Source organism: Methylocaldum sp. RMAD-M, from assembly GCF_017832375.1.
In the GTDB taxonomy this organism is placed as follows: Bacteria; Pseudomonadota; Gammaproteobacteria; order Methylococcales; family Methylococcaceae; genus Methylocaldum.
On the sequence record NZ_JAFIBZ010000003.1, the window covers coordinates 1 to 19,144 of the forward strand.

15 protein-coding genes and 2 CRISPR repeat arrays are annotated in these 19,144 nt (G+C 60.9%); all 15 genes read right to left on the reverse strand.

What is annotated here, in order from left to right; all coding sequences use genetic code 11:
• Positions 1–526 precede the first annotated feature (526 nt).
• Positions 527–980: a CRISPR direct-repeat array (repeat unit 36 nt; unit sequence GTCTTAATCCCTTCTTCATAAGGTCTCGATTCAAAC).
• 95 nt (positions 981–1,075) lie between these two features.
• The gene (locus JOD69_RS03735) at positions 1,076–2,227 is read right to left on the reverse strand and encodes a DUF1887 family CARF protein (protein ID WP_086135398.1); all 1,152 of its coding nucleotides are present in this window, start codon (positions 2,225–2,227) and stop codon (positions 1,076–1,078) included.
• A 50-nt stretch (positions 2,228–2,277) separates the two neighbouring features.
• Positions 2,278–4,380, reverse strand: a complete 2,103-nt coding sequence (locus JOD69_RS03740) for a CRISPR-associated ring nuclease (RefSeq protein WP_086135399.1) — start codon at positions 4,378–4,380, stop codon at positions 2,278–2,280.
• Complete coding sequence (locus tag JOD69_RS03745) at positions 4,377–4,961, reverse strand: hypothetical protein (RefSeq protein ID WP_077732667.1); 585 nt, start codon at positions 4,959–4,961, stop codon at positions 4,377–4,379. Before JOD69_RS03745 ends, JOD69_RS03740 begins: the two co-directional genes overlap by 4 nt.
• Positions 4,958–5,263 (reverse strand): CRISPR-associated protein Csx16, encoded by a 306-nt coding sequence (gene csx16, locus JOD69_RS03750; protein WP_077732666.1) that lies wholly within the window; start codon positions 5,261–5,263, stop codon positions 4,958–4,960. Before csx16 ends, JOD69_RS03745 begins: the two co-directional genes overlap by 4 nt.
• 65 nt (positions 5,264–5,328) lie before the next feature.
• A CRISPR array of direct repeats spans positions 5,329–5,992; the repeat unit is 36 nt; unit sequence GTCTTAATCCCTTCTTCATAAGGTCTCGATTCAAAC.
• 104 nt (positions 5,993–6,096) lie between these two features.
• Positions 6,097–6,579 carry a Uma2 family endonuclease gene (locus tag JOD69_RS03755; protein ID WP_086135400.1) on the reverse strand — a complete coding sequence of 161 codons (483 nt, stop codon included), beginning with the start codon at positions 6,577–6,579 and terminating at the stop codon, positions 6,097–6,099.
• A 53-nt stretch (positions 6,580–6,632) separates the two neighbouring features.
• Complete coding sequence (gene csm5, locus JOD69_RS03760) at positions 6,633–8,264, reverse strand: type III-A CRISPR-associated RAMP protein Csm5 (RefSeq protein ID WP_168183898.1); 1,632 nt, start codon at positions 8,262–8,264, stop codon at positions 6,633–6,635.
• A complete protein-coding gene (locus JOD69_RS03765) occupies positions 8,261–9,232 on the reverse strand; it encodes a CRISPR-associated protein Csm4 (protein WP_168183899.1) in 972 nt (323 codons plus the stop codon). The genes csm5 and JOD69_RS03765 overlap by 4 nt, the downstream gene beginning before the upstream one ends.
• Position 9,233: 1 nt before the next feature.
• Entirely contained in the window at positions 9,234–9,632 is a 399-nt protein-coding gene (locus JOD69_RS03770) for a type II toxin-antitoxin system VapC family toxin (RefSeq protein ID WP_077732663.1), read from the reverse strand.
• Entirely contained in the window at positions 9,632–9,865 is a 234-nt protein-coding gene (locus JOD69_RS03775) for a hypothetical protein (RefSeq protein WP_139841161.1), read from the reverse strand. The genes JOD69_RS03770 and JOD69_RS03775 overlap by 1 nt, the downstream gene beginning before the upstream one ends.
• A gap of 16 nt (positions 9,866–9,881) precedes the next feature.
• Complete coding sequence (gene csm3 / locus JOD69_RS03780) at positions 9,882–10,598, reverse strand: type III-A CRISPR-associated RAMP protein Csm3 (RefSeq protein WP_077732661.1); 717 nt, start codon at positions 10,596–10,598, stop codon at positions 9,882–9,884.
• Between the two features lie 15 nt (positions 10,599–10,613).
• On the reverse strand, positions 10,614–11,108 hold the full coding sequence (gene csm2, locus JOD69_RS03785; RefSeq protein WP_077732660.1) for a type III-A CRISPR-associated protein Csm2: 495 nt from the start codon (positions 11,106–11,108) through the stop codon (positions 10,614–10,616).
• Between the two features lie 12 nt (positions 11,109–11,120).
• Positions 11,121–13,784, reverse strand: coding sequence for a type III-A CRISPR-associated protein Cas10/Csm1 (gene cas10, locus JOD69_RS03790; RefSeq protein WP_210023805.1), 2,664 nt, complete (start codon positions 13,782–13,784; stop codon positions 11,121–11,123).
• Between the two features lie 16 nt (positions 13,785–13,800).
• Entirely contained in the window at positions 13,801–14,910 is a 1,110-nt protein-coding gene (gene csm6, locus JOD69_RS03795; protein WP_077732658.1) for a CRISPR-associated ring nuclease Csm6, read from the reverse strand.
• A gap of 78 nt (positions 14,911–14,988) precedes the next feature.
• Positions 14,989–15,951: a CRISPR system precrRNA processing endoribonuclease RAMP protein Cas6 gene (cas6, locus tag JOD69_RS03800; RefSeq protein ID WP_086135403.1), complete on the reverse strand. Its 963-nt coding sequence runs from the start codon at positions 15,949–15,951 to the stop codon at positions 14,989–14,991.
• A 348-nt stretch (positions 15,952–16,299) separates the two neighbouring features.
• Positions 16,300–19,125, reverse strand: coding sequence for an aconitate hydratase AcnA (gene acnA, locus JOD69_RS03805; RefSeq protein WP_086135404.1), 2,826 nt, complete (start codon positions 19,123–19,125; stop codon positions 16,300–16,302).
• Positions 19,126–19,144: the final 19 nt, after the last annotated feature.

A 19,144-nucleotide genomic window follows, 5' to 3' on the forward strand; every position in this document is an offset into this window, starting at 1 on the left:
CAAGCTCCTCGTCCTGGCCTACGGCGTCCTTAAGTCCGGCCGACCGTTCGATCCCAATCATGGGCTTGCATCGTGATTTCTAAGACGGTATCTACGTTCTGATGTATAGAAGGGTGAACGGGATTTTGTACGGTCTAACTGCCGTTTTTAGGTTAAAACGATCGTTTGCGGCAGGCGAGGTGACCAGCGCAACCCGTTAGAAGCCCATATATCCGTGCTGGGTGAATTAGGCGCGCTTCCGCTCAAGGCATGCAACCCGCCGAAGCGAGCGGCAAGGTTGCCGAGCGTTGGTGGGTTACGGCGCATGTGAAGCGCGGCGATCGATGGCCAGCCGGCGCCGGAATGCGCCTAACCCACCCTACGACATCCCGGTTTCCGCAATCCACCAAAAGGGCGAAGGACCCTCCGCAGCTCGACAACCCTTCGCCCGGCCCATCCGTTTGTAGGATGTGCTGACCGAAGGGAAGCGCATCTGTCGCGAACCTAGCCGTTCATGCCGAGCTTCCCGGTCCCGGAACCGACAAAAGTCTTAATCCCTTCTTCATAAGGTCTCGATTCAAACTTAGGGATGTCCAACGCAAGCGCTAGCAGGAAGTCTTAATCCCTTCTTCATAAGGTCTCGATTCAAACTTAGACATCATAGAAGTTACCGACGCTGATTACGTCTTAATCCCTTCTTCATAAGGTCTCGATTCAAACATCGGTGAGGTATATGACTACCTCACCGAAAACGGGTCTTAATCCCTTCTTCATAAGGTCTCGATTCAAACACCGTTCGGACGCTCAACGCCGGGTGAATCGGGCGTCTTAATCCCTTCTTCATAAGGTCTCGATTCAAACGCCATTCTCAACGCTGAAATGGTCAACGGTCCTGAGTCTTAATCCCTTCTTCATAAGGTCTCGATTCAAACAAGCGATGACAGCAAGCGCAAGCTGCAAAACACGTCTTAATCCCTTCTTCATAAGGTCTCGATTCAAACGGCTCGTGTCTAAAACACCTCCAAAGTCAATGGTTTACAAAGGGGGTTGCAGAAAAATCGGCTTGCCGAAAAGTTAGCATTCGGTACCGGGCGGTTCAACCTATCCATCGGCGTAAGGTTTCCTTCAAGGTTTTCAATTCCGGTCCGGCGCAGGTCAGTATCCCATAGGCGCGGGCGCGATCTTGAATGGCGGTGGACAGGGGCTGATAACTGACCAGCATGGCCTTTGCCTGGAGACCGCCCAGGAGGTTGGAAAGCGCGTCGAGCCGATAGATTGCATCGGCGCCCGCACCGCCGGTCTCGATATCGTCCCTGAACTGGCGGGTTTTGCACTCGACGATGTACAGCCGGTTTTCCGCGAGAAAGGCAACGTCCAGTTCATTGCGAATCCGCTCGGCGCCGTTTTGCCGCTCGACTTCCAGCCCTCGGCCGATGTCCTGTATCGCTTTGAGTTCGCTTTTCAGGCTCTGGACCAGACTGTACGCGTACTGTTCCAGCCATCCGCCGTTGGCGAAGAAGCGGGCCGGCTCGTCGGCGAAATGGAGGCGGCCTTGCCTCGCCATAACGACATCTGCGTTCTCAAACCAGCCGAGGAGGGCCTCGAAGTCTTCGCGCTCGATCTGGCCCGGTCTGAGTTGGTCGGAGACCAGCGATTCGTTCTGTTCCGCAGACATTGCCGCCCAGTTCAAAATTCGGAGAGCGTTCTGATATTTGTCGATGTGCCGGACCAGCCCTTCGGCCAATGTCCGCAAGCGCTCGGGCATGCCGAAGTTCGCCGGCCGTTCGCTCAATTGAGCCCCGTGGGCCTGAAAGAATCCCTTGAGCTTGATGCGGTTGGCGAGCTCCCTCGGCGGCCGGCCGGCGGGATGCATCCATATCAGCCGGTCCTGTTCGGGATGGACGTAGAAGATCGGTTGACCGGCCGTGCGGAACACCTCGTAGGCGGCGATGGCCATGGGCTTGGTGCCTCCGGTGGCGTTCAGGGCGAGCTTATCGTGCTCGTGTTCCGACACCAAAGCCAGCAGCTGCTCCCGAATGGCCTCGATATCGTAGGCATTCTCGATCCTGATCTGGCTCACCGTGACGCCGGCCGGCTGCAGAACGGCCCGGAGCCAGTCGGCCCGCCGGGCCATGTCGGGGCTTACCAACATGATGATGTGCTTGGGTTTGATCTCGGGATCGAGCGCCGGCGTGATGTTGGGCGTCGGCTGTCCGGAGACTAGGATTACATGGGTCTGTATCGTCATAGCGTTAGCGAGTGTTCTGGAAAACTGAGATGGAGCTGTCTGAAACCTTTTCAAGGCGAAAATTGGGCGAGGACATGCCGGTAAACCAAAGCGTCCATCCGTTTCAGCAACGCTTCTTTTTCCTGGCTCGGCAGAAACGCATGGACGAATGCCTGCTTGATCATGGCCAAGGCATCCCAGCAGCTGAAGCAATCGCCGACCATGCGCGCGGCGGTCAAATATTCGCCGGTCATGGTGGTGCAGCTAATGCCCGGATTATCCGTGCAGAGCGTCAAAGGGAGCCCGGCTTGCCAGAGTCGCCACAGCGGGTAATCGGGGCAGTGCGCCGTTTCAGGGAAAGCGGCGTCGCGATAGCCGACGACTTCCCGGTTGGAGCTGGGACAAAGCTCGATACAGATGCCGCGGTCGCGGAAGCGCTGGGCGAGTTTCGGATGATCGCCGATCGTCAGGCCATGCCCGATCCGGTCGGCGTGAAGGTGATAAGCCGCGGTCCAAATCTTTTCCGCCGTCTCCCCCTCGCCGGCATGAATCGTCAGCGGCAGACAGATTTCGAAAGCACGGGCGAAAGCCTGTGCGACATCCGCCGAAATCGGTTGCGTCTCATCGCCCGCCATGTCGAGCCCGACCACGAAGTCTGGCAATTGCTCCTTCGCCCGAACCGCGAGATCGATCACTTCCGCAAGACGTTCGGGCTGGCGCCGGTCGGCAATGAGTATGAATCGGAACAAGGCCCGCGAATCGGCCGGCAAGCTTGCCGTGGCGGATTGCAGGGCGTCGGCCAACCGATGAAGAAAGGCCAGCCCGTCGCCGTATTTGTGCGGGCTGCCGCGCAGCTCGACATAGGCCAGCCCTTCGTCGTGCGCCTGACCTACGAGATGAGCCGCATAGGGTTGAATGGCGGCAGGATGCGACAGGATCGCCGAGCCGGACAGTTCGCCCGGCCGTTCATAGGCCTTGAAGCCATGGGGTCCCGATTTCAGAGCGAATCTCGGCTCGGTGGCGTCGAACAGGTTGCCGGTCAACTGGGGCGCGTCGGCGTGTACGAGCAGCGCCGCGGTCCAGTGCGGCCTCGGAATGGCCGCCGTCTTCAGCCGCTCCGGCCAATCCCAGGGCCAGATGGCTTGCCGCAGCAGCGGCGCAATATGGCCGAGGGCGTGCTCGCGTTCGGGAGGGCTCAAGGCATCCCAAACCGAGCGGCCGACCTCGCGCTGGGCGTCGAGATCGAGACAGCCGCCGATGTGCCGGTGCAAGTCCGCTTTTGGCAGATCGTCGAGCCAACCGGGCAACTCGGCATTCAGCGGCCGCTTCCGCAGGGTCTCGATCACGCGCGGCGGCAGGCGGTAAAGGCTGCGCCAGTTCTCGTGGTGTTCCGTCTCGCCGAGCGCTCTCAGGTAATTTCCCAGCAGTTGGCTCCCGGCCTTTTCGCGCGACCGGATCTCCTCGCAAAGCCCGTGGCCGGCGGCCGGCGTCCATGTCAACGAGGCTCCGTGTGAGGCCAGGGGAAGCGGAAAATCGCGGCTGGCGACGGCGCGCCGTCCGTCGAGCTCGACATCCAGGAGTTCGCTGCGCCGGCCCGCTCCCGCAATGAGCGGCACGATCGCGGATGCAACCTCGGCGGGCAATTCGCGGGTGAAGAACTCGGCTGTTCCCGTTTTCAAAAGCTCCGGCAGGGGGTCTTGCCCGACCACATGGATCAGCGCGTCACATCCGAGCACGGAGCCCGCCCATTGGAGATCGGCGCTCATGGTTTTCCGCCCGCCGGCCAGCGACAGAACCACCTGACCGTCCCCGGCGCGCTCGTGCGCCAGGAGGCAGGCGCGCAGCAGGAGTTCGCGGAATCGGTCGCACTCGGGCTGGCTGGCGAGCTGGTCGGTTCCTGCCGCCTGCCAGATCCGGAGGATCGGCGGATGCTCCAGCCGCGCATGCCAATCGCGGAGATACGCAAGTCCTTGCCGCGGCAGATCTCCCAGCGTGGTACAGACCCAGATTTCGTCGGGCGCCTCCAGTCGATAGTCCTCGCGTTGCCGCGTGAAATCAGCGCATCGTGGATGATAACGGTAGAGCGGCAAACGGTCCGGCGCGAGAAAACCGTAAACCTCCGGAATTACTGCCCAGGAGGCGCCGAGCGTACATAGCAGAATATTCGCTTTCATACGGAATTCCGGATCGAAAATCCGGCGGCGAGACGGCTCCACAATTCGAAGCGCGCGTCATCCGCGATCCGCCCCGCCGGAATAAAGCCGATACCGCTCAGGCCTTGGCCCTCGGCCGGTTTTGGCGGCGCGTCTTCCGGCCAGGAAAGGAGATACAGCAAGCCGATGTGCACGCGGCCGATTGCCGAAAGACCCTCGTAGATCCAGGCGACCGGTTCCGGGATAGCCGTGTCCGGCTGCCAAAGCAGCTCTTCCCGTAATTCGCGGCGAAGCGCGCGATCAGCCATCCGCTCGATCGATTCCGCCGCGTCGATGTCCTCGATATGCCCGCCGACGCCGGCGCTCAGCCGGTCCCGCAGCCGCGAATCGCCGCCGTTCCGGGCATAACACCAGATCTCGCCGCGAGCGTTCCGGAGCAGCGCGTAAGGAATGATCTGCAACAACCGCTCGTCGCCCTCGGCCTCGGAGCGACGCCGCCATGACCAGTTCCGGGGCCACGTCCAGGTGGTTCGCGCCCAGGCATCAGCCTCCGGTAAAGATGGACACTCGGCTCGCGGGATGACCAGGACACGTGCGCTCATGGGTTTTCGCCTTCAGCCGCGATGACGCGGTATTCCACGATGCGGGCGCCGAAACGCCTAAGATCCTGAGCCGACAACTCGCGTCCCCGCCAATCCGGGGGTATTTCGAGCGCCAGATGAAGATAGCGGGCGCCTCGGGCACATACCTCCGCGGCCAAATGGACGGGCAGGGTGCCGATGACCCGATCCCCGGCTTTCACCACGGCCATGTCCATGTGCGCCAATTGTCGATCCACCGCGATGCCGCTTTCGCGCGCCCATTCGATGGCGCCCGCATGGCGGGTAACGAAGTAAGTTGTCATGGTTAAAAAGAATGGTTATTGGAAAGAGCTTATGATTGCTCTTTTAATCGTGGTTTTCATCGTTTGCATATATCCCTTCTTCATAAGGTCTCGATTCAAACACTTTAGCTAACAAATTGCTGGCTGCTATGTGTCTTAATCCCTTCTTCATAAGGTCTCGATTCAAACCTACTTTCTTCGACCGGGACAGCGTCAAGCTGTCGTCTTAATCCCTTCTTCATAAGGTCTCGATTCAAACACGGATGCGATTGCGTACCGCAACCTGCATCACCCGTCTTAATCCCTTCTTCATAAGGTCTCGATTCAAACGTCACCCGCATTTTTTAGGGACATTTTTAGGGACACGTCTTAATCCCTTCTTCATAAGGTCTCGATTCAAACCGGCAAACAAACCGGAATCCGTGATTCTTGGCCTGTCTTAATCCCTTCTTCATAAGGTCTCGATTCAAACATACTGTGTAGTGGCGGTCAGGTTTAGCTAGACAGTCTTAATCCCTTCTTCATAAGGTCTCGATTCAAACCCTTCCTGAACGCCTCGGACGGCTGGCGGGACAGTCTTAATCCCTTCTTCATAAGGTCTCGATTCAAACACCGGATGACTCTTGGGTTGCTGGACATGACGCCGTCTTAATCCCTTCTTCATAAGGTCTCGATTCAAACCGAAAACCTGAAGGCAATGAACGCCACTCTAGTGTCTTAATCCCTTCTTCATAAGGTCTCGATTCAAACGGCTCGTGTCTAAAACACCTCCATAGTCAACGGTTTACAAAGGGGTTTGCAGAAAAATCGGCTTACCGAAAAGTTAGCGTCGAGTGATGGCGATTTTCGGAGCGTCATGCGGGCAACTCGACACGGGTCGGAAATTCGGGCGCCAGGGTGCTGTGTTCGAGCCGGGCGTGGTTGTTGTAGAACAGCATTTCGCCGTCTTCCCGGCACACCCAGAATTCGCGCACGCCACGGGCTAAATAAAGTTCCTTCTTTTCCTCCATTTCGGCCCGGCCGTTTGACGGCGAAAGCACTTCGACCACGATTTCAGGGGCTTCCGGGGAAGGATTGGCCAAACCGCGGTGGGCGAAAAACTCCGCGCTGGCCCAAACCGCGTCGGCCACTTTTACGCCCTCGGAGGTTTGTACGCTGCACTCGGACAATACCCGTCCGTGGGGAAGATGTTGCCTCAGCAGGTTCAAAATCTCGCCTTGGAGCCGGGAACGTTTGTCGGTGGCCGGACTCATGACGATATGCCCCCAGCGGTCGGTTTCGAATTTGAAGGGAAGGTCCTTGAATAACGGGTTATCGCAGATGTCTTGCCAGTTCATAACGTGTTCTCCGCTGACGGAAGAAACCGATAGACGGATTCAGTGCAAGCTCATCATGGCGCCATGAGACTGCGCAACAGTTTCTTGCGCTTGCCGTCGTCCTTGCGGATGCCGAGCCAGTCGAATATCTCGACGGCTACGGGGTGCAGGGCCTGGCGGTCGGATTCGTCCCAACTCGCCGCCTCCTGGATCAGATTCCGTAAGCGGTCGTACAACTGGCTGCCGGGACCTTTGCCCTTATTGGCGGCAGTCATTACGCCACGCAGGGCTTCGGTCCGCTGCTGGTTTTCCGACATGGCCGCGAAACGGGCGGCTTGGGCTTCCGCTCTTGCGGTCTCTTCGGCGGCTTGCCGCCGCGCGTCGGCTTCGGCTCGGCATCGTTCGGCCCGCAGCCGCTCGGCCTCGGATTTCCGCTTTTGTTCCTGTTCCAGTCGATCGTAGGCCGCTTGCGCGTTACGTCGGAGGAAGGCGTGCGTTTCGCGCAGGCCGGCATCGTCGAGTTCGACCAGTATCCAGCCGAAGGGCAACATGCCTCCCTGCTGAGTCCGATCGTCGGCGGCCAGCCAGACGGTGGTGGATTCGTGCTGATACTTCGGGGGCTTTCCCGGTCCTTGCATGATCTTGATGCTGCGCACCCCATCGAGGGTCTTGCTTTCGGCGCCGCCATATCGTCCGAGCCTGAGCAGGAAAGCTTGATTTGCCAGGAATGCCTGCTCCAGCTCGTCCCGCAGCAATGCCCTCATATCCGCCAGCCAATGCTGATCCGCATAGCCGAGTTCTTCCAGCCGTTTCAGTTCGGCCTTGAATTGCGGCAGCGCATAACGATTGACCCGCGCCGCCAGTTCGCGGAAATCGCGGAACGGCAGTTTGTTTCGCACTTGGCGCAGTATTGGATCGTCTTGCAAGGCGAGAGTCGCGGTAAAGCTCCGGCTGCGGTTGGCGGCCAGACATTCGAGCAGAATCGGCGGACCTTGGTCGGCGCGGCTCGGCTTGTCGGAACGCTTGCGCTTGCGATTGACGGCGAAGCGGATCTCTAAGCCGTTTAAGCCCTCGGGGTGGCGGTAGGATGCGTCGCCGATCTTGAGCAGGCGCAAAGGATCGTTTTCGAGATGACGGAAATCGTAAGCCAGCAATCGCTGCTGGAGTTCCTGGTTATTCTCGCGCCGCTCTCTTCCGCTGTGGTCGGTCACCAGCGGGAGTGAATCGCCTTTGTTCAGCGCGTCGAGCAAGGCGGTTCTCAGTGCCCCCTTGACGCTGCTGCCGGGAATGTAGGGCGTCTCGCCATGCGGATTGAAGCTGTTCCGCTGGATGATAAGCTGGTTGGAAATCCGGCGTCCGTCCCGTTCGTTTTGCGCGGTTCGGCCGATACGGTCCCGATACAGACGCGCCACGCCGTCCGTTACCGGCACGCGGTGCTGAGCCCAGGGCGCGAGCTTTTGACCTTTTTGGTGAATGAATGCCTGAATCTGCCGTAGACTCTCTTGGCCCCGTTCCTTCTCGGCAATGCCTGCCAGCGTTTGCAGTTCCGCCGGCGCCAGGGCTTCCAACAACTGCAACTCCCCGAAATAGTGCAGGTAACCCTCGTCGATGACGTAATTGGTGGGGTAATAATCTTCGCCGCTGCCGACATGCACCGGGGTGAGCGTCGAGATGTAAACGGTTTGGGTGTTTAAGAAAGAACTCACTGTGCTTCCTCCCATTGCACGCCGAAGACTGGGGCGTAGCCTTGATGGACCGCGGTGCCGATCGCTTTGGAAACGCCGCCGATGCCCCGTCCCGTGATACGGGCGGAGGGCTCGAAGATCGCGGGTGTGAGGATGGCGAAACTGTCGGCCATCAACACCGGGTTCTTGAATGGCTTCCCGCCGAGCACGGCGCGGTCGCCGTGGCGGCCGAAGCGGGTGAAGGTTTCGTAGTAACAACGCTCGGCTTTCCATTGCTGCCCTTGGGGAGCGCTGGGCGCCAGGGTCAGCCAGGCGTTCGGGGCGGCAGGACGCGGCGGGTCATCATAAGGCGCCGCGTCCAGAACCTCGAACTTGCCGAGTCCGCTGGAGGCTTCCTTGCCGTAGCCCTGCTGGCCTATGGCCACGAGAGCTTCGCTCAGGTCCTTCAGCGTGAAGTAGCGGTCGTCATCCAGCGCCGCGTAAACCGACAGACGCACCTCGGGGTGATACCAGGTCAGCGCCCGATCGTACGGCGCGAACCCGGTTTCACCGGCCCCGGTGGTGCCGGTCAGTCGGTTCAGGCTGTTGTGAGTGCGGTTTTCGTGGCGGAGAAACGGCCCCTTCAGTTGCAGCCGGTCCATCATGTCGGCTTCGCTCAGTGCTTCCTGCCCCCAGGCGCCGACCGGCTTCGTCAACACGTCCTCCGGCAGCCAGCGCCGAGCCTTGATCTGCTTGCGTTCCCTGGGGTTTTCCGTATCGAGACCGAGCAGATGCGGAGGGGCGGCGGGGCGAGCTAGGAAACCCTCCGGCACGGGGTCCGAAATCACCAGAAACGGTTGGTTATCGGTGTAGCCTTGCAGGAGTTCGATCAGCCTGGCTTCGCCCCAAAGATTACGGATCGCCCAGCAGCACTGGCCGAACAGGGTGTCGCCCTTGAGCGGCGTGGCGAAGGCGGTTCCGGGATGTATCAGAATGCGGTAAAGCTTCACGTCAAGTCTCCCAGTCTTCGAGTCGAAGACCGTCGATGCGGCCGAATTCGACGGTATTGTGAGTGACCAGTGTCAAATCGTTGGCCAGGGCGACGGCGGCAATCTGCAGGTCGTAGGGACCGATAGGCTTGCCTTTTCGGGCGAGATCGGCGCGGAGTTCGCCGCAAAGACGGGCGGCGTTGCCGTCGAACGGCAGCGAAACGAACTGGACGAACAGCGTTTCGAGCAGGCTCAAATTGGCTTCCCGCCTTTGACTCTTGTAGGCCCCGAAATAGAGTTCCGCCTTGACGACATCGCAGAGCACGATGGACTGAGGCAGGTGCTCGATGAAGCGCTGCTTGACCGGGGACGGCGCCGGATTGAGATAGCGTATCCAAACGTTGGTGTCGGGCAGCCACATTAGTCCAACTCCAGGCGCTTCTCATATTCTCCCTGGGGCTCGCGCGTCAACGGTTCGCCTTCCCATGCTCCGGCCGTGGCTTCGAAGAAGCCGACGGGCCAGCCGTGGGTGTCCTTTTCCACAGGGCCTTCTTCCAATGGACGAAAAGTGATTTCTACGCGCTTGTGCCGAAATTCCGGTGGCACGGGGACGGTTTCCGGTGCATCGTCGATGATTTGGCGTACGGTGTTCATTCGGATCGCCTCCAATTCAAAACAGCGTTTCGGGCAAATCGAATGCCTGCCCGTTAAGCGTTAGACCGTCGAACTCAATCTTGCCATATCCGCGCGAACCGGACCCGCCGATGCCGTCGAGCGTCAGCATTTTGAGGCCGATTTTCACCAGGTCCAGCAGGTCGGTATCGTTTTCGTCCAGCACCTTCAGGTTAAGCCTGAAGGTGAATTTCGCTCCCGCCGGAACACGCTCCGTTTGGCGGGGATTATCGGCCACGCCGGTGATGCGGTTGATGCTGTTTTCGCTCTTGGCTTCGGTGTAGAGATAGTTATTGTCACGAACGAATTGCCGATGTTCCTCGGTCAGATTGCAGTCCCAGAACGCCATGCGGGTCGGGCCGTATTTTTCCGCCGCGTCTCCGGCGTCGCCGGAAATGCCGAAAAGACGGATGATGGCTTCGGCATCTCGGCGCTGACGCTCGTTCATGTCCTTCAAATGTTCCACGGAAACCGGCTTGCCCGGATTGCCTTTCTTGTCCTTGCAAAGCGCGACGATACCCGCGCGCCATTCCAGCAGGCTGCGCATCTTGCCCTTGAGGCTGGAGCCGGGAATGTAGGGTTCCTGGGTATAGGGATGCTTGATGACGGGGTTGTCCATCCCGCCGATGTGCATTTCTTCGTTGCCGGCGCCGATGCGTAGGCCGGTCAGGAGTTTGATTTCGCCGCTGATCTGGTTGATGGCTTTGAGTTGCATGAGCGTTTCCCCTGGTTATTTCGGACCGTATAGCTTGTAGAAACCCATGAAGGCTTCCATGAACAATTTGAAGTTCTTGAATGCTTCGGGCTTATCCGGTTCGAGCTGACGCAGGCCATGCCGCAGTAGCGTCAGAAAATTCTGGTCTATCAGTTCGCGGGACTCCGCATAGGCTGCCTTGGCGTTGAGCATCTTGATGAGTGGAAGGTATTGGGTGCCGTAAATCCTGGTTCGCTCGTCCTCCTTCAGCTGGCGTATCCGCTGGTCCCACATGACAATCTCGTCGTAGAAGCGGCGGAGCTGGGTGGATTTGTTCTTGTCTCTCTTGCCCGCTTTTGCCGATTTCGCGATTTCCTCGGCCGCGCGTTCGGCGATCGCGTCGAACAAGTCTCCGCTCGGGTTCGCGACGTCGATCTGCTTCAGGATTTCTTCCAGTTCCCTTGACGGCCCCGTATCCTGATTTTGTCTGCCGCCGCCTTGCTGCGGCCTGCTTCTGTCGTAATAGTTCATGGGTTCCCCCCTTTAGTCACGTTGTTGATACAGATACAAATGCAGGGCGATCTTGTAAGCCGCCCCGTAGTGACGAATGCCGGATTCGATTTCGGCGACGATTCGGTTGTGCATGGCCGTTTGCTCTTCCGCACTCTGCTTCCTTTCGCTTTTCACCATGCGCCACGTCCGGTAATACAGATAAGAGCGCCACCGGGTTTTGGACGGGTCCGTCGCCATGCCTTCGGCCATATCCGCTAGCCCGAGCAAGCCATAGAGATAGGCGGTGGAAAGCCGGTATTCCCCCGCCAACCCGGCCAGCCGTTCATAACATGCCCACAGAGCGTCCATCTCTTCCCATCCGACGGTTTGTCCGAAGCAGGTGAGGGCGTTCTTGCCCGGTATTTCTTCGTCGCCGCGGCGGTGCTTCTTGGCGTCTTCCAATGCATCCTCGCTGCCTTCGGCAAGGTAATGGATAGGCACCGCCGGCTTGGTCACGGCGAGGCCGGCCGAGAAATGGAGTTCCGGGTTTTCCGCGACGTAGCGCCCGAATTCCCGGCGCATCCGATGGGCCAGCTCCACCTGGCTTTTCCAAGGACCGATCAGGAAGAAATCGTCGCCGCCGGCGAACACTGTATAGCTGTTCCGGTATTCCGTCCGGCATAGCCAGGGCAGATAGACGGCGAAGAAATTGTTCACCTGCCGCGACAGTGCCGCCATCTTGGCGAAGGTCGGCTGCCTCAATCCTCGCTGGAAAATGGCGCCGAGGTCGTCGATGTCGCCTTTTAGGGTATGCAGAGCCGTCACGCCGCGAAATTCCCGGCGTTCGTCCAGGTCTTCGCAGGCGATGTGGTGCAGGGTTTTCAGATCCTCGGCGGCGGGCTCGTCCTCGTCTTTCAAGTTGCTTTGAATCCGGTCGTACCGCGGATCTTTCCATTCCAGGTCTTCGAATACCGGCACGTAGCCGCGAATGTTGCGCCGCGCGTAGCCGTTCCAAAGCGGCCGGGCGGGGTTCGGATCGGGCAGCGAAAAATCGAACAGCCGCCGGATATTGCCGTTCTTGACTTCCCCGCCAAAGCGCCCGGACGCTTCCTCGTTGCCGGTGAAGTGTACGTAATAGCCGAAGATCGGCAGGTCCAGCGTGCGGTTGTCCTGCAGCTTCGCGATGCTGAGAATCAGCCTTTCGCACTTCACCAGCAATTCGCCGGCCCGGATCTGGTCCGCCGCGAGCCGGCTAAGAGGAACGTCGTTCCTCTCGACTTTCGCCGGCGCGCGGTCGTTGACGGCGCAAGCGCCAAGCTCGTTATCGAAATCGTCGAGATAGTCTTCGAACACGGGTTTCGGAGCGTTCCCGCCGCATAAACCGAAATGCTCGTATTTCGTCCGCTCCAGATTTCGATGCAGCTTCTTCATGAGCGCGGCAAAGCGGCTTTCGCCTTCCTTCCCGCCGAGAAAGTCGTTGCAGCAGGCCGGTTCGAAAGCCAGGCCGAGTCCGGCTTCTCCGTAGCTGTGTTTCAAGAACCACGTGTCGAAAGTTTTCTGGACTTCGGCGAGACGGGTTCTGGTTTCATCGGTATTGGGCGCGACGATGAGGAACTTTCCGGCAGCGTTGGTTATCTGGCTGGTGGAGGGCAATTGCAACTCGTCCAGCACCTTGAGCGCCGCGCATTCGGTAATCAGCGAGACATAGAACGAACGGCCGCGCAGCAACTTGGCGGCGTTCTTCTTGGTCTCGCCGCCGCCGGCAAAGATGAATTTCTGGATGCCGAAGAAATCGCCCTGCACCAGCAGGAATTTCGGTTCGTCCCAATCGTCCCGGCCGCGCAGCCGCGCCAGGCGTTCGGCGGGGGGGTGGCCTTGATCGGCGTGATAGCGCCATAGCGCCACGGCCAGGGCTGCCGTGGTCTTGGAGTGATCGTACAGCGGCACTTCCGGCTTGACGTTGAAAGCCGTGGCCGACGGGATCGCGTGGGTGTAGGTCTGCCAAAGGGTGTCGAAATGATCCAGCCACAAGGGCAGGCTATGGCGGTGCGATTCGGGTATGGCGTCAAGACTTTTCCTGAAGCCGTCCCAGAGAGCGGCATATTCCCGTTGCGCCGCGGTATCGTTGTCCGGTTCGCTAGTCTCGCGCTTTTCCGGAAACAGGCTTTCGGGACTGAGGGGGCGCAACGGATAGCGATAGGCGAATCGGTCGGGGGAGTCCGATTCCAGCCGGATCTGCTCGAACAAGCTCAGCAGGCGCGCCTGGTAATGGTTCTTGCCGGTGGAGGTCTTTTCCTCGGCGCGGTTGTAGTTCTCGAATTGCTCCCGCTCGAATCCCGAGGCCACCCGGTCGGCGGTGGCGATGATCCATTGCAGGAAGGTTTGCGGCTGGTGATGCTTTGCGGCGGCGTTGACCAGCGAGTCGTCGACGTCGCGGGATTTCCAGTCGGCGAACGGCGCCATGGCCCACCCCTTGAGCGGCGGCAAGCCTTCATTCTCCAGCCAGTCGACCGCGAGGGCGGTATAGGCCGCATGTTTGTGGCTGTACCAGAATCCTCCGCCCGGCCTTTCGTGACGCGGGCAATAGAGTTGCAGGTGGGTTTCCAGCACGGTGCCATCGACATCCGGTGACGCACGCTCCGCGAACTTCCCCAAATCATGCAGAAACGCTGCCAGGGCCACGCGGGCCGAGGCTTCCAATCGTTCGGAATTCATCCGGGTCTCCTCTGAATCAATCACAAAATCCGATCTGATGGGCCGACAGGCTCAGGCCATACGCCGTTCTGGGGCGTCGGCCGAAACCTTTGATCTGATAAGCGGTGGCACCCGCCCCCAGGGCGTCCCGCAGCATCCGGTTGCCCCGGCTCTTGCGCCGCTCGAAGTAATTTTTGTCCATGCCGTGCTTGAGCCCCGCAAACACCCGGTCGGCGTCGCCGAGTTCGCCGATGATGGCGCGGTATTCGGCCAGGAAACCTTCGGCGTAGTCGCGGTCCGGTGCGCCGTCGGGCGGGCAGGGGAGAGGCGGCAGTTCCCGCTGCGCGCGCCGGGCGAGCCAGGCATAGAAGGCTAGTTCGGCGGGTGGAAAGGGGATGGCGATGCCGCCGGCGGTTACGGTGCGCGCGGATAGATCGATGTCGAGGCGCGCTGGTCCCAGGGTCATTTGGGCTGCGCGCACCGCCGCCGAGAAGCTGCTGCGGCCTTTGAGCAGCGCCTCGGGCAGGCCGTGGCGGAGGCGCACGAAGGGAATGTCGGCCAGGGTGACGGCGGCGTTCTGGGTGTCGAGCGGCTTCTGGTCGGGCGGCAGGGCATAGATCACCTGGGAATACGGCGTGGGGTAGAAAAAGCCGGGGTGCGACTCGAACGGCGCGTCGACCAGGACGTGCGACAGACGATCCTGCGGACGTCCGTACAACGACAGCGCGTAGCCGGCGAAGAAGCCGAGGGTTTTGCGGCCGCCTGCGAGAGACACGTGCAACCGGGTGTCGTCGTCCTCGGTGAGCCGCCGCACCCACTCGGTGATGCCGTCGGCCGCCGCCGTGTTGTCCTCGCCGCTACGGATGTCGGTCAGGGGGCGTCCGTCGCCGTCGGTCAGGGTGTGCAGGCTATCCGCGCCGAACCGGATCGGCGGCAGCCGGTAGTCCTTGCACAGACGATGAAACCAGCCCGGCTCATCGCTGAACAGTGTCAGGCGCGCCCGCTCCACGCCTTCGGCTGTGGAGATGACGTGGATCTCGGTCGGAAGCGTTTCGGGCGCCTCTTGCCATAAGGCAAACAGGGTTTCGGTCACGACTTGAGGCGTCAAGCCGGTGATGACGAGCAAAATTCGCCGAGGGTAAGTCATTTGTGTTGCAGTCGGTCGGGTGAACGGTTGAGCTGCCGTCCTTGGCGTCCCTGTCCTTCGGTCTACAGTGTGCCTTCGTCAAGCGTCGGCCAGGGTTTCCGGCAAGCTTGCGGCGCGAATCCGGTAGCGGCCCAGACCCATGGTGGCGCCCTTGCCGACGTGGGTCCATTGGCCGAGCCAGAGATAGGGCCAGAAGGTCTCGACATCTTCGCCGCGCAGCTCGAACCGGCCGAGCAGTCCGCCCATTTGCATCGCGGTTTGTTGGCGCGAGGAATAGCGGGTCCAGTCGTGCCAGCGGAGCTTGGGCTCATGCACCGGCACGTTTCGCGAGGCCTGTGCGAGGGCGGCGAAGTCGACCTCCAGCGGCGTATCGGTGTGGAAGTAGCTCAGCATGGACAGCCGCCGCAGCAGATGCCCGAACAGGTCGCCGAAACCGAACTGCGCGGGCGTCACCAGATGGTCCTCGCGTTTCAGCCGGAGCGGGGTCTCGATCCGGATTTCGAAGCGCTCGGGGAGGGCGGGTATGGCCGGCGTCCGGCCGGGCGTCATCCGCAAGGGCTGGCCGGGTTCGTAGACGATCGGATTCTCCGGTGCATCGGCCTGCTCCACTTTGATCAGTTCGAAAGCTTGCGAAGCGCGACTGAGTCCTGCTTTTCCAGCTTGGTCCAGGGCATGGATGAAGTAGGGAAGATGACGGTCGGCGCGTCCGAACAGTGTCAAGCCCAATGCATAGGGCGAGCCGTTTTGTCGCGGGTCTATGCGCAGCGCGAAGGGATGCGGCGCCGTGGTGTAGCGGCGCATTTTTTCGCTGTCGGGCGGCGGCGGGGTTTCGAAGACGTAAGGGTAGACGCAGCTTCGGTAGAGAAGGCAGGAAGGGCATTCCGTCCCCCGAATCACGCACACGGTGCGCTTGAGCGCGTGGCCGAAGGCGCCGCGCCAGGCGGAGCCGGCGTAGGCGGGCAGGCGGAGCGGTTCGGTGGTTTCGAAATGACAGCGGAACACTGCCAGGGGCAGCGACGGGAGTTGGCGGGCGGAGGACATGAGGCTTTCTTGTTTTTGTTGCTGGGCGTTCAGTACATACCGTTCGCCTAGTTTAGGAAAGATTCGGCAAGCTTGCGAAGTCTTCGAACGAACCGCGCCGGTCGGCCCTCGATCGATGCCTGTCCTGAGCCCGGTCGAAGGGCGGTTCGCTTCGCTCACCGCATCCTACGACCTGTAGGGCGCGGTGAGGAACGACAAACCGGCAGGATAGCCGGTTTGCACGGAGCCCGTAGGGTGCCGGACAAGGAGGTCCGGCATGAGCCGCACCGATGGCATCCGCGAATGATGCCTGTCCTGAGCGAAGTCGAAGGGCGGCTCGCTTTGCTCACCGCATCCTCCGGATTCGGTTCAATAAGCAGGCGGATCGCTCGCCGGGAAGGAGTCTTTGGAGCCTTCGTCGACCATACCCTCGGACGGCGGCGTTTGCGGCGCCGGCCGGGGGGCGGTCGTCATCGCATCGAAGATGGTCTCGGCCTTTTTTCCGGCCAGGAGCTGGCGGAGAACATACTGGAGGATGCCGCCGTTCAGGTAGTACAGCATCTCCTGCGGGGTATCGATGCGGATCGTTGCGTGGAATTTTTTGGTCCGGCCGTTTTCGTCCGTGGCCTGTACGGTTACGTCGCGGCCGTTGGCGAAGCGGGTGGCTATGGCCTCTCCGAGCCCGAGCACGGCGAAGGTCTCGCGGCCGCCTAAGCCCAGCGATTCGACGTTCTCGCCGTCCCGGAACTGGAGGGGAAGGATGCCCATCCCGACCAGATTGGATCGGTGAATGCGCTCGTAGCTCTCGGCGAGGACGAACCGAATCCCCTGCAAAAAAGGTCCTTTAGCCGCCCAGTCGCGGGACGAGCCCGAGCCGTATTCTTTTCCCGCCAGGATGCAGAGCGGCGTGCCGTCCTGCTGGTAGCGCACCGCCGCGTCGTAGATGGTCATGACGGCGTTTTCCGGGAAATAGGTGCTGTAGCCGCCCTCGGTTCCCGGCGCGAGACGGTTCTTGATGCGGACATTGGCGAAGGTGCCGCGCACCATGACCTCGTGGTTGCCTCGCCGCGAGCCGTAGGAGTTGAAGTCTTGCGGTTCCACGCCGTGCCCGATCAGGTACTTTCCGGCTGGCGAGTCCTTCTGGATGCTTCCGGCCGGCGAGATGTGGTCGGTCGTGACCGAATCGCCGAGCAGGGCGATGGCCCTCGCGCCGCGGATATCTTCCACGCTCTTCGGTGCCTCTGCCTGCATTCCCTGGAAGTACGGCGGCTGGCGAACGTAGGTGGAGTTCTCGTCCCAGGCGAAGCGGTCTGCCGAAGGAATGGGCATGGATTTCCAGCGCCGGTCGCCTTCGTACACTTGACCGTAGCTCGCGCGGTACATGTCGGAACGGATGGCCGTGCGTATCGTCTCTCCGATTTCCTCCTCGGTCGGCCAAATGTCCTTGAGAAAAACGGGACTGCCGTCCTTGCCCGTGCCGATCGGCTCCCGGTGCGGGTCCCAGTCGATCCGGCCGGCGATGGCGAACGCCACGACCAGCGGAGGCGACATCAGGAAATTGGCGCGCACTTCGGGGTTGATGCGCCCCTCGAAATTGCGGTTTCCCGAGAGCACCGAACAAGCCACCAGCCCGCGCTCCCGGATCTGCTCCGAAATCTCGGGCGGCAGCGGCCCGGAATTGCCGATGCAGGTGGTGCAGCCGTAGGCGACGGTCTGAAAGCCCAGTTGATCGAGGTATTTCGTCAGACCGGCCTGGCGGAAATATTCCGTCACGACCTTGGAGCCCGGCGCCAATGAGGTTTTCACCCAGGGTTTTCGCGTTAGCCCGTATTCGCAGGCCTTCTTGGCCAGAAGCCCCGCCGCGATCATGACCGAAGGGTTGGATGTGTTGGTGCAGCTGGTGATGGCGGCGATCACCACCGAGCCGTGATCGATGCGGAGCTCAGGCTCTGGCGAGTGCGATTCCGCAGGTTTCTTCGCGGCCGGAAGAAGCGACGGGAGCGTTTCGTGGAAGACCCGCTTCACGTCGGGGAGGCTGATGCGGTCCTGCGGACGCTTGGGGCCCGCGACGCTGGGCTGTACCTTGCCGAGATCCAGCGCCAGGGTATCGGTGAAGATGGGCTCGGGCGCGTCGGGGTTATGGAAGAGCCCTTGTTCTTTCAGGTAGGCCTCCGCCAGCGCGATCCGTTCCTCGGGACGGCCGGTGAAACGCAGATAGCGGAGGGTTTCGTCGTCGGGCGGGAATATCGCGCAGGTCGCCCCGTACTCCGGCGTCATATTGCCGATGGTGGCGCGGTCTTCCAGCCTGAGAGCGGCGACGCCGGGACCGTAGAATTCGACGAATTTGCCGACCACGCCTTTCTTCCGGAGCATCTCGGCGATGGTCAGCACCAGATCGGTCGCGGTAACGCCTGCCGGCAGCTCACCCTCCAATCGAAAGCCGATCACTTCGGGAATGAGCATGGAAACGGGCTGCCCCAGCATGACGGCCTCGGCTTCGATGCCGCCCACGCCCCAGGCCAGCACGCTCAAACCGTTAACCATGGGCGTGTGGGAGTCGGTGCCGACGCAGGTGTCGGGATAGGCCAGGGGGAGTCCGCCGTTGCGAGGGAGTTCGGGATTCTCGTCGGTGGAGAAAACGACGCGCGCCAGATATTCGAGGTTCACCTGATGGCAAATGCCGGTATTGGGCGGCACCACCTTGAAGTTGTCGAAGGCCTGCTGTCCCCAGCGCAGAAAGGCGTAGCGCTCGGCGTTGCGGCGGTAATCGAGCTCGACGTTTTTCTCGAACGCCTCGGGTGTGCCGAAGGCGTCCACCTGGACCGAGTGGTCGATGACCAGTTCGACCGGGATGAGCGGATTGATCCTGGCCGGGTCGCCGCCCAGTTCGGCCATGGCGTCGCGCATGGCGGCCAGGTCCACGAGGGCCGGCACGCCGGTGAAGTCCTGGAGGAGGGCTCGCGCCGGCGAGAAGGCGATCTCGCGGTCCGGCGGATTCTTGGGATTCCACCCCGCTAGGGCTTCGATATCCTCGCGGGTGACGGTCACACCGTCCTCGTTGCGCAGCAGGTTTTCCAGCAGAATGCGGAGGCTGTACGGCAGGCGGTTCACGTCGCCCGCGGCGTCCAGCCGGTATATCGCGTATTCGCGGCCGCCGATACGAAGCGTCGAGCGGGCGCTGAAGCTGTTTTTCATTCGAGTCTCCCGTTTTCAA

What these genes read in the sequence shown, in the direction of transcription:
- JOD69_RS03735 (WP_086135398.1), bottom strand. Translation starts at nt 2,227, where the DNA reads ATGACGATACAGACCCATGTAATCCTAGTCTCCGGACAGCCGACGCCC.
- JOD69_RS03740 (WP_086135399.1), bottom strand. Translation starts at nt 4,380, where the DNA reads ATGAAAGCGAATATTCTGCTATGTACGCTCGGCGCCTCCTGGGCAGTA.
- JOD69_RS03745 (WP_077732667.1), bottom strand. Translation starts at nt 4,961, where the DNA reads ATGAGCGCACGTGTCCTGGTCATCCCGCGAGCCGAGTGTCCATCTTTA.
- csx16 (WP_077732666.1), bottom strand. Translation starts at nt 5,263, where the DNA reads ATGACAACTTACTTCGTTACCCGCCATGCGGGCGCCATCGAATGGGCG.
- JOD69_RS03755 (WP_086135400.1), bottom strand. Translation starts at nt 6,579, where the DNA reads ATGAACTGGCAAGACATCTGCGATAACCCGTTATTCAAGGACCTTCCC.
- JOD69_RS03770 (WP_077732663.1), bottom strand. Translation starts at nt 9,632, where the DNA reads ATGTGGCTGCCCGACACCAACGTTTGGATACGCTATCTCAATCCGGCG.
- JOD69_RS03775 (WP_139841161.1), bottom strand. Translation starts at nt 9,865, where the DNA reads ATGAACACCGTACGCCAAATCATCGACGATGCACCGGAAACCGTCCCC.
- csm3 (WP_077732661.1), bottom strand. Translation starts at nt 10,598, where the DNA reads ATGCAACTCAAAGCCATCAACCAGATCAGCGGCGAAATCAAACTCCTG.
- csm2 (WP_077732660.1), bottom strand. Translation starts at nt 11,108, where the DNA reads ATGAACTATTACGACAGAAGCAGGCCGCAGCAAGGCGGCGGCAGACAA.
- cas10 (WP_210023805.1), bottom strand. Translation starts at nt 13,784, where the DNA reads ATGAATTCCGAACGATTGGAAGCCTCGGCCCGCGTGGCCCTGGCAGCG.
- csm6 (WP_077732658.1), bottom strand. Translation starts at nt 14,910, where the DNA reads ATGACTTACCCTCGGCGAATTTTGCTCGTCATCACCGGCTTGACGCCT.
- cas6 (WP_086135403.1), bottom strand. Translation starts at nt 15,951, where the DNA reads ATGTCCTCCGCCCGCCAACTCCCGTCGCTGCCCCTGGCAGTGTTCCGC.
- acnA (WP_086135404.1), bottom strand. Translation starts at nt 19,125, where the DNA reads ATGAAAAACAGCTTCAGCGCCCGCTCGACGCTTCGTATCGGCGGCCGC.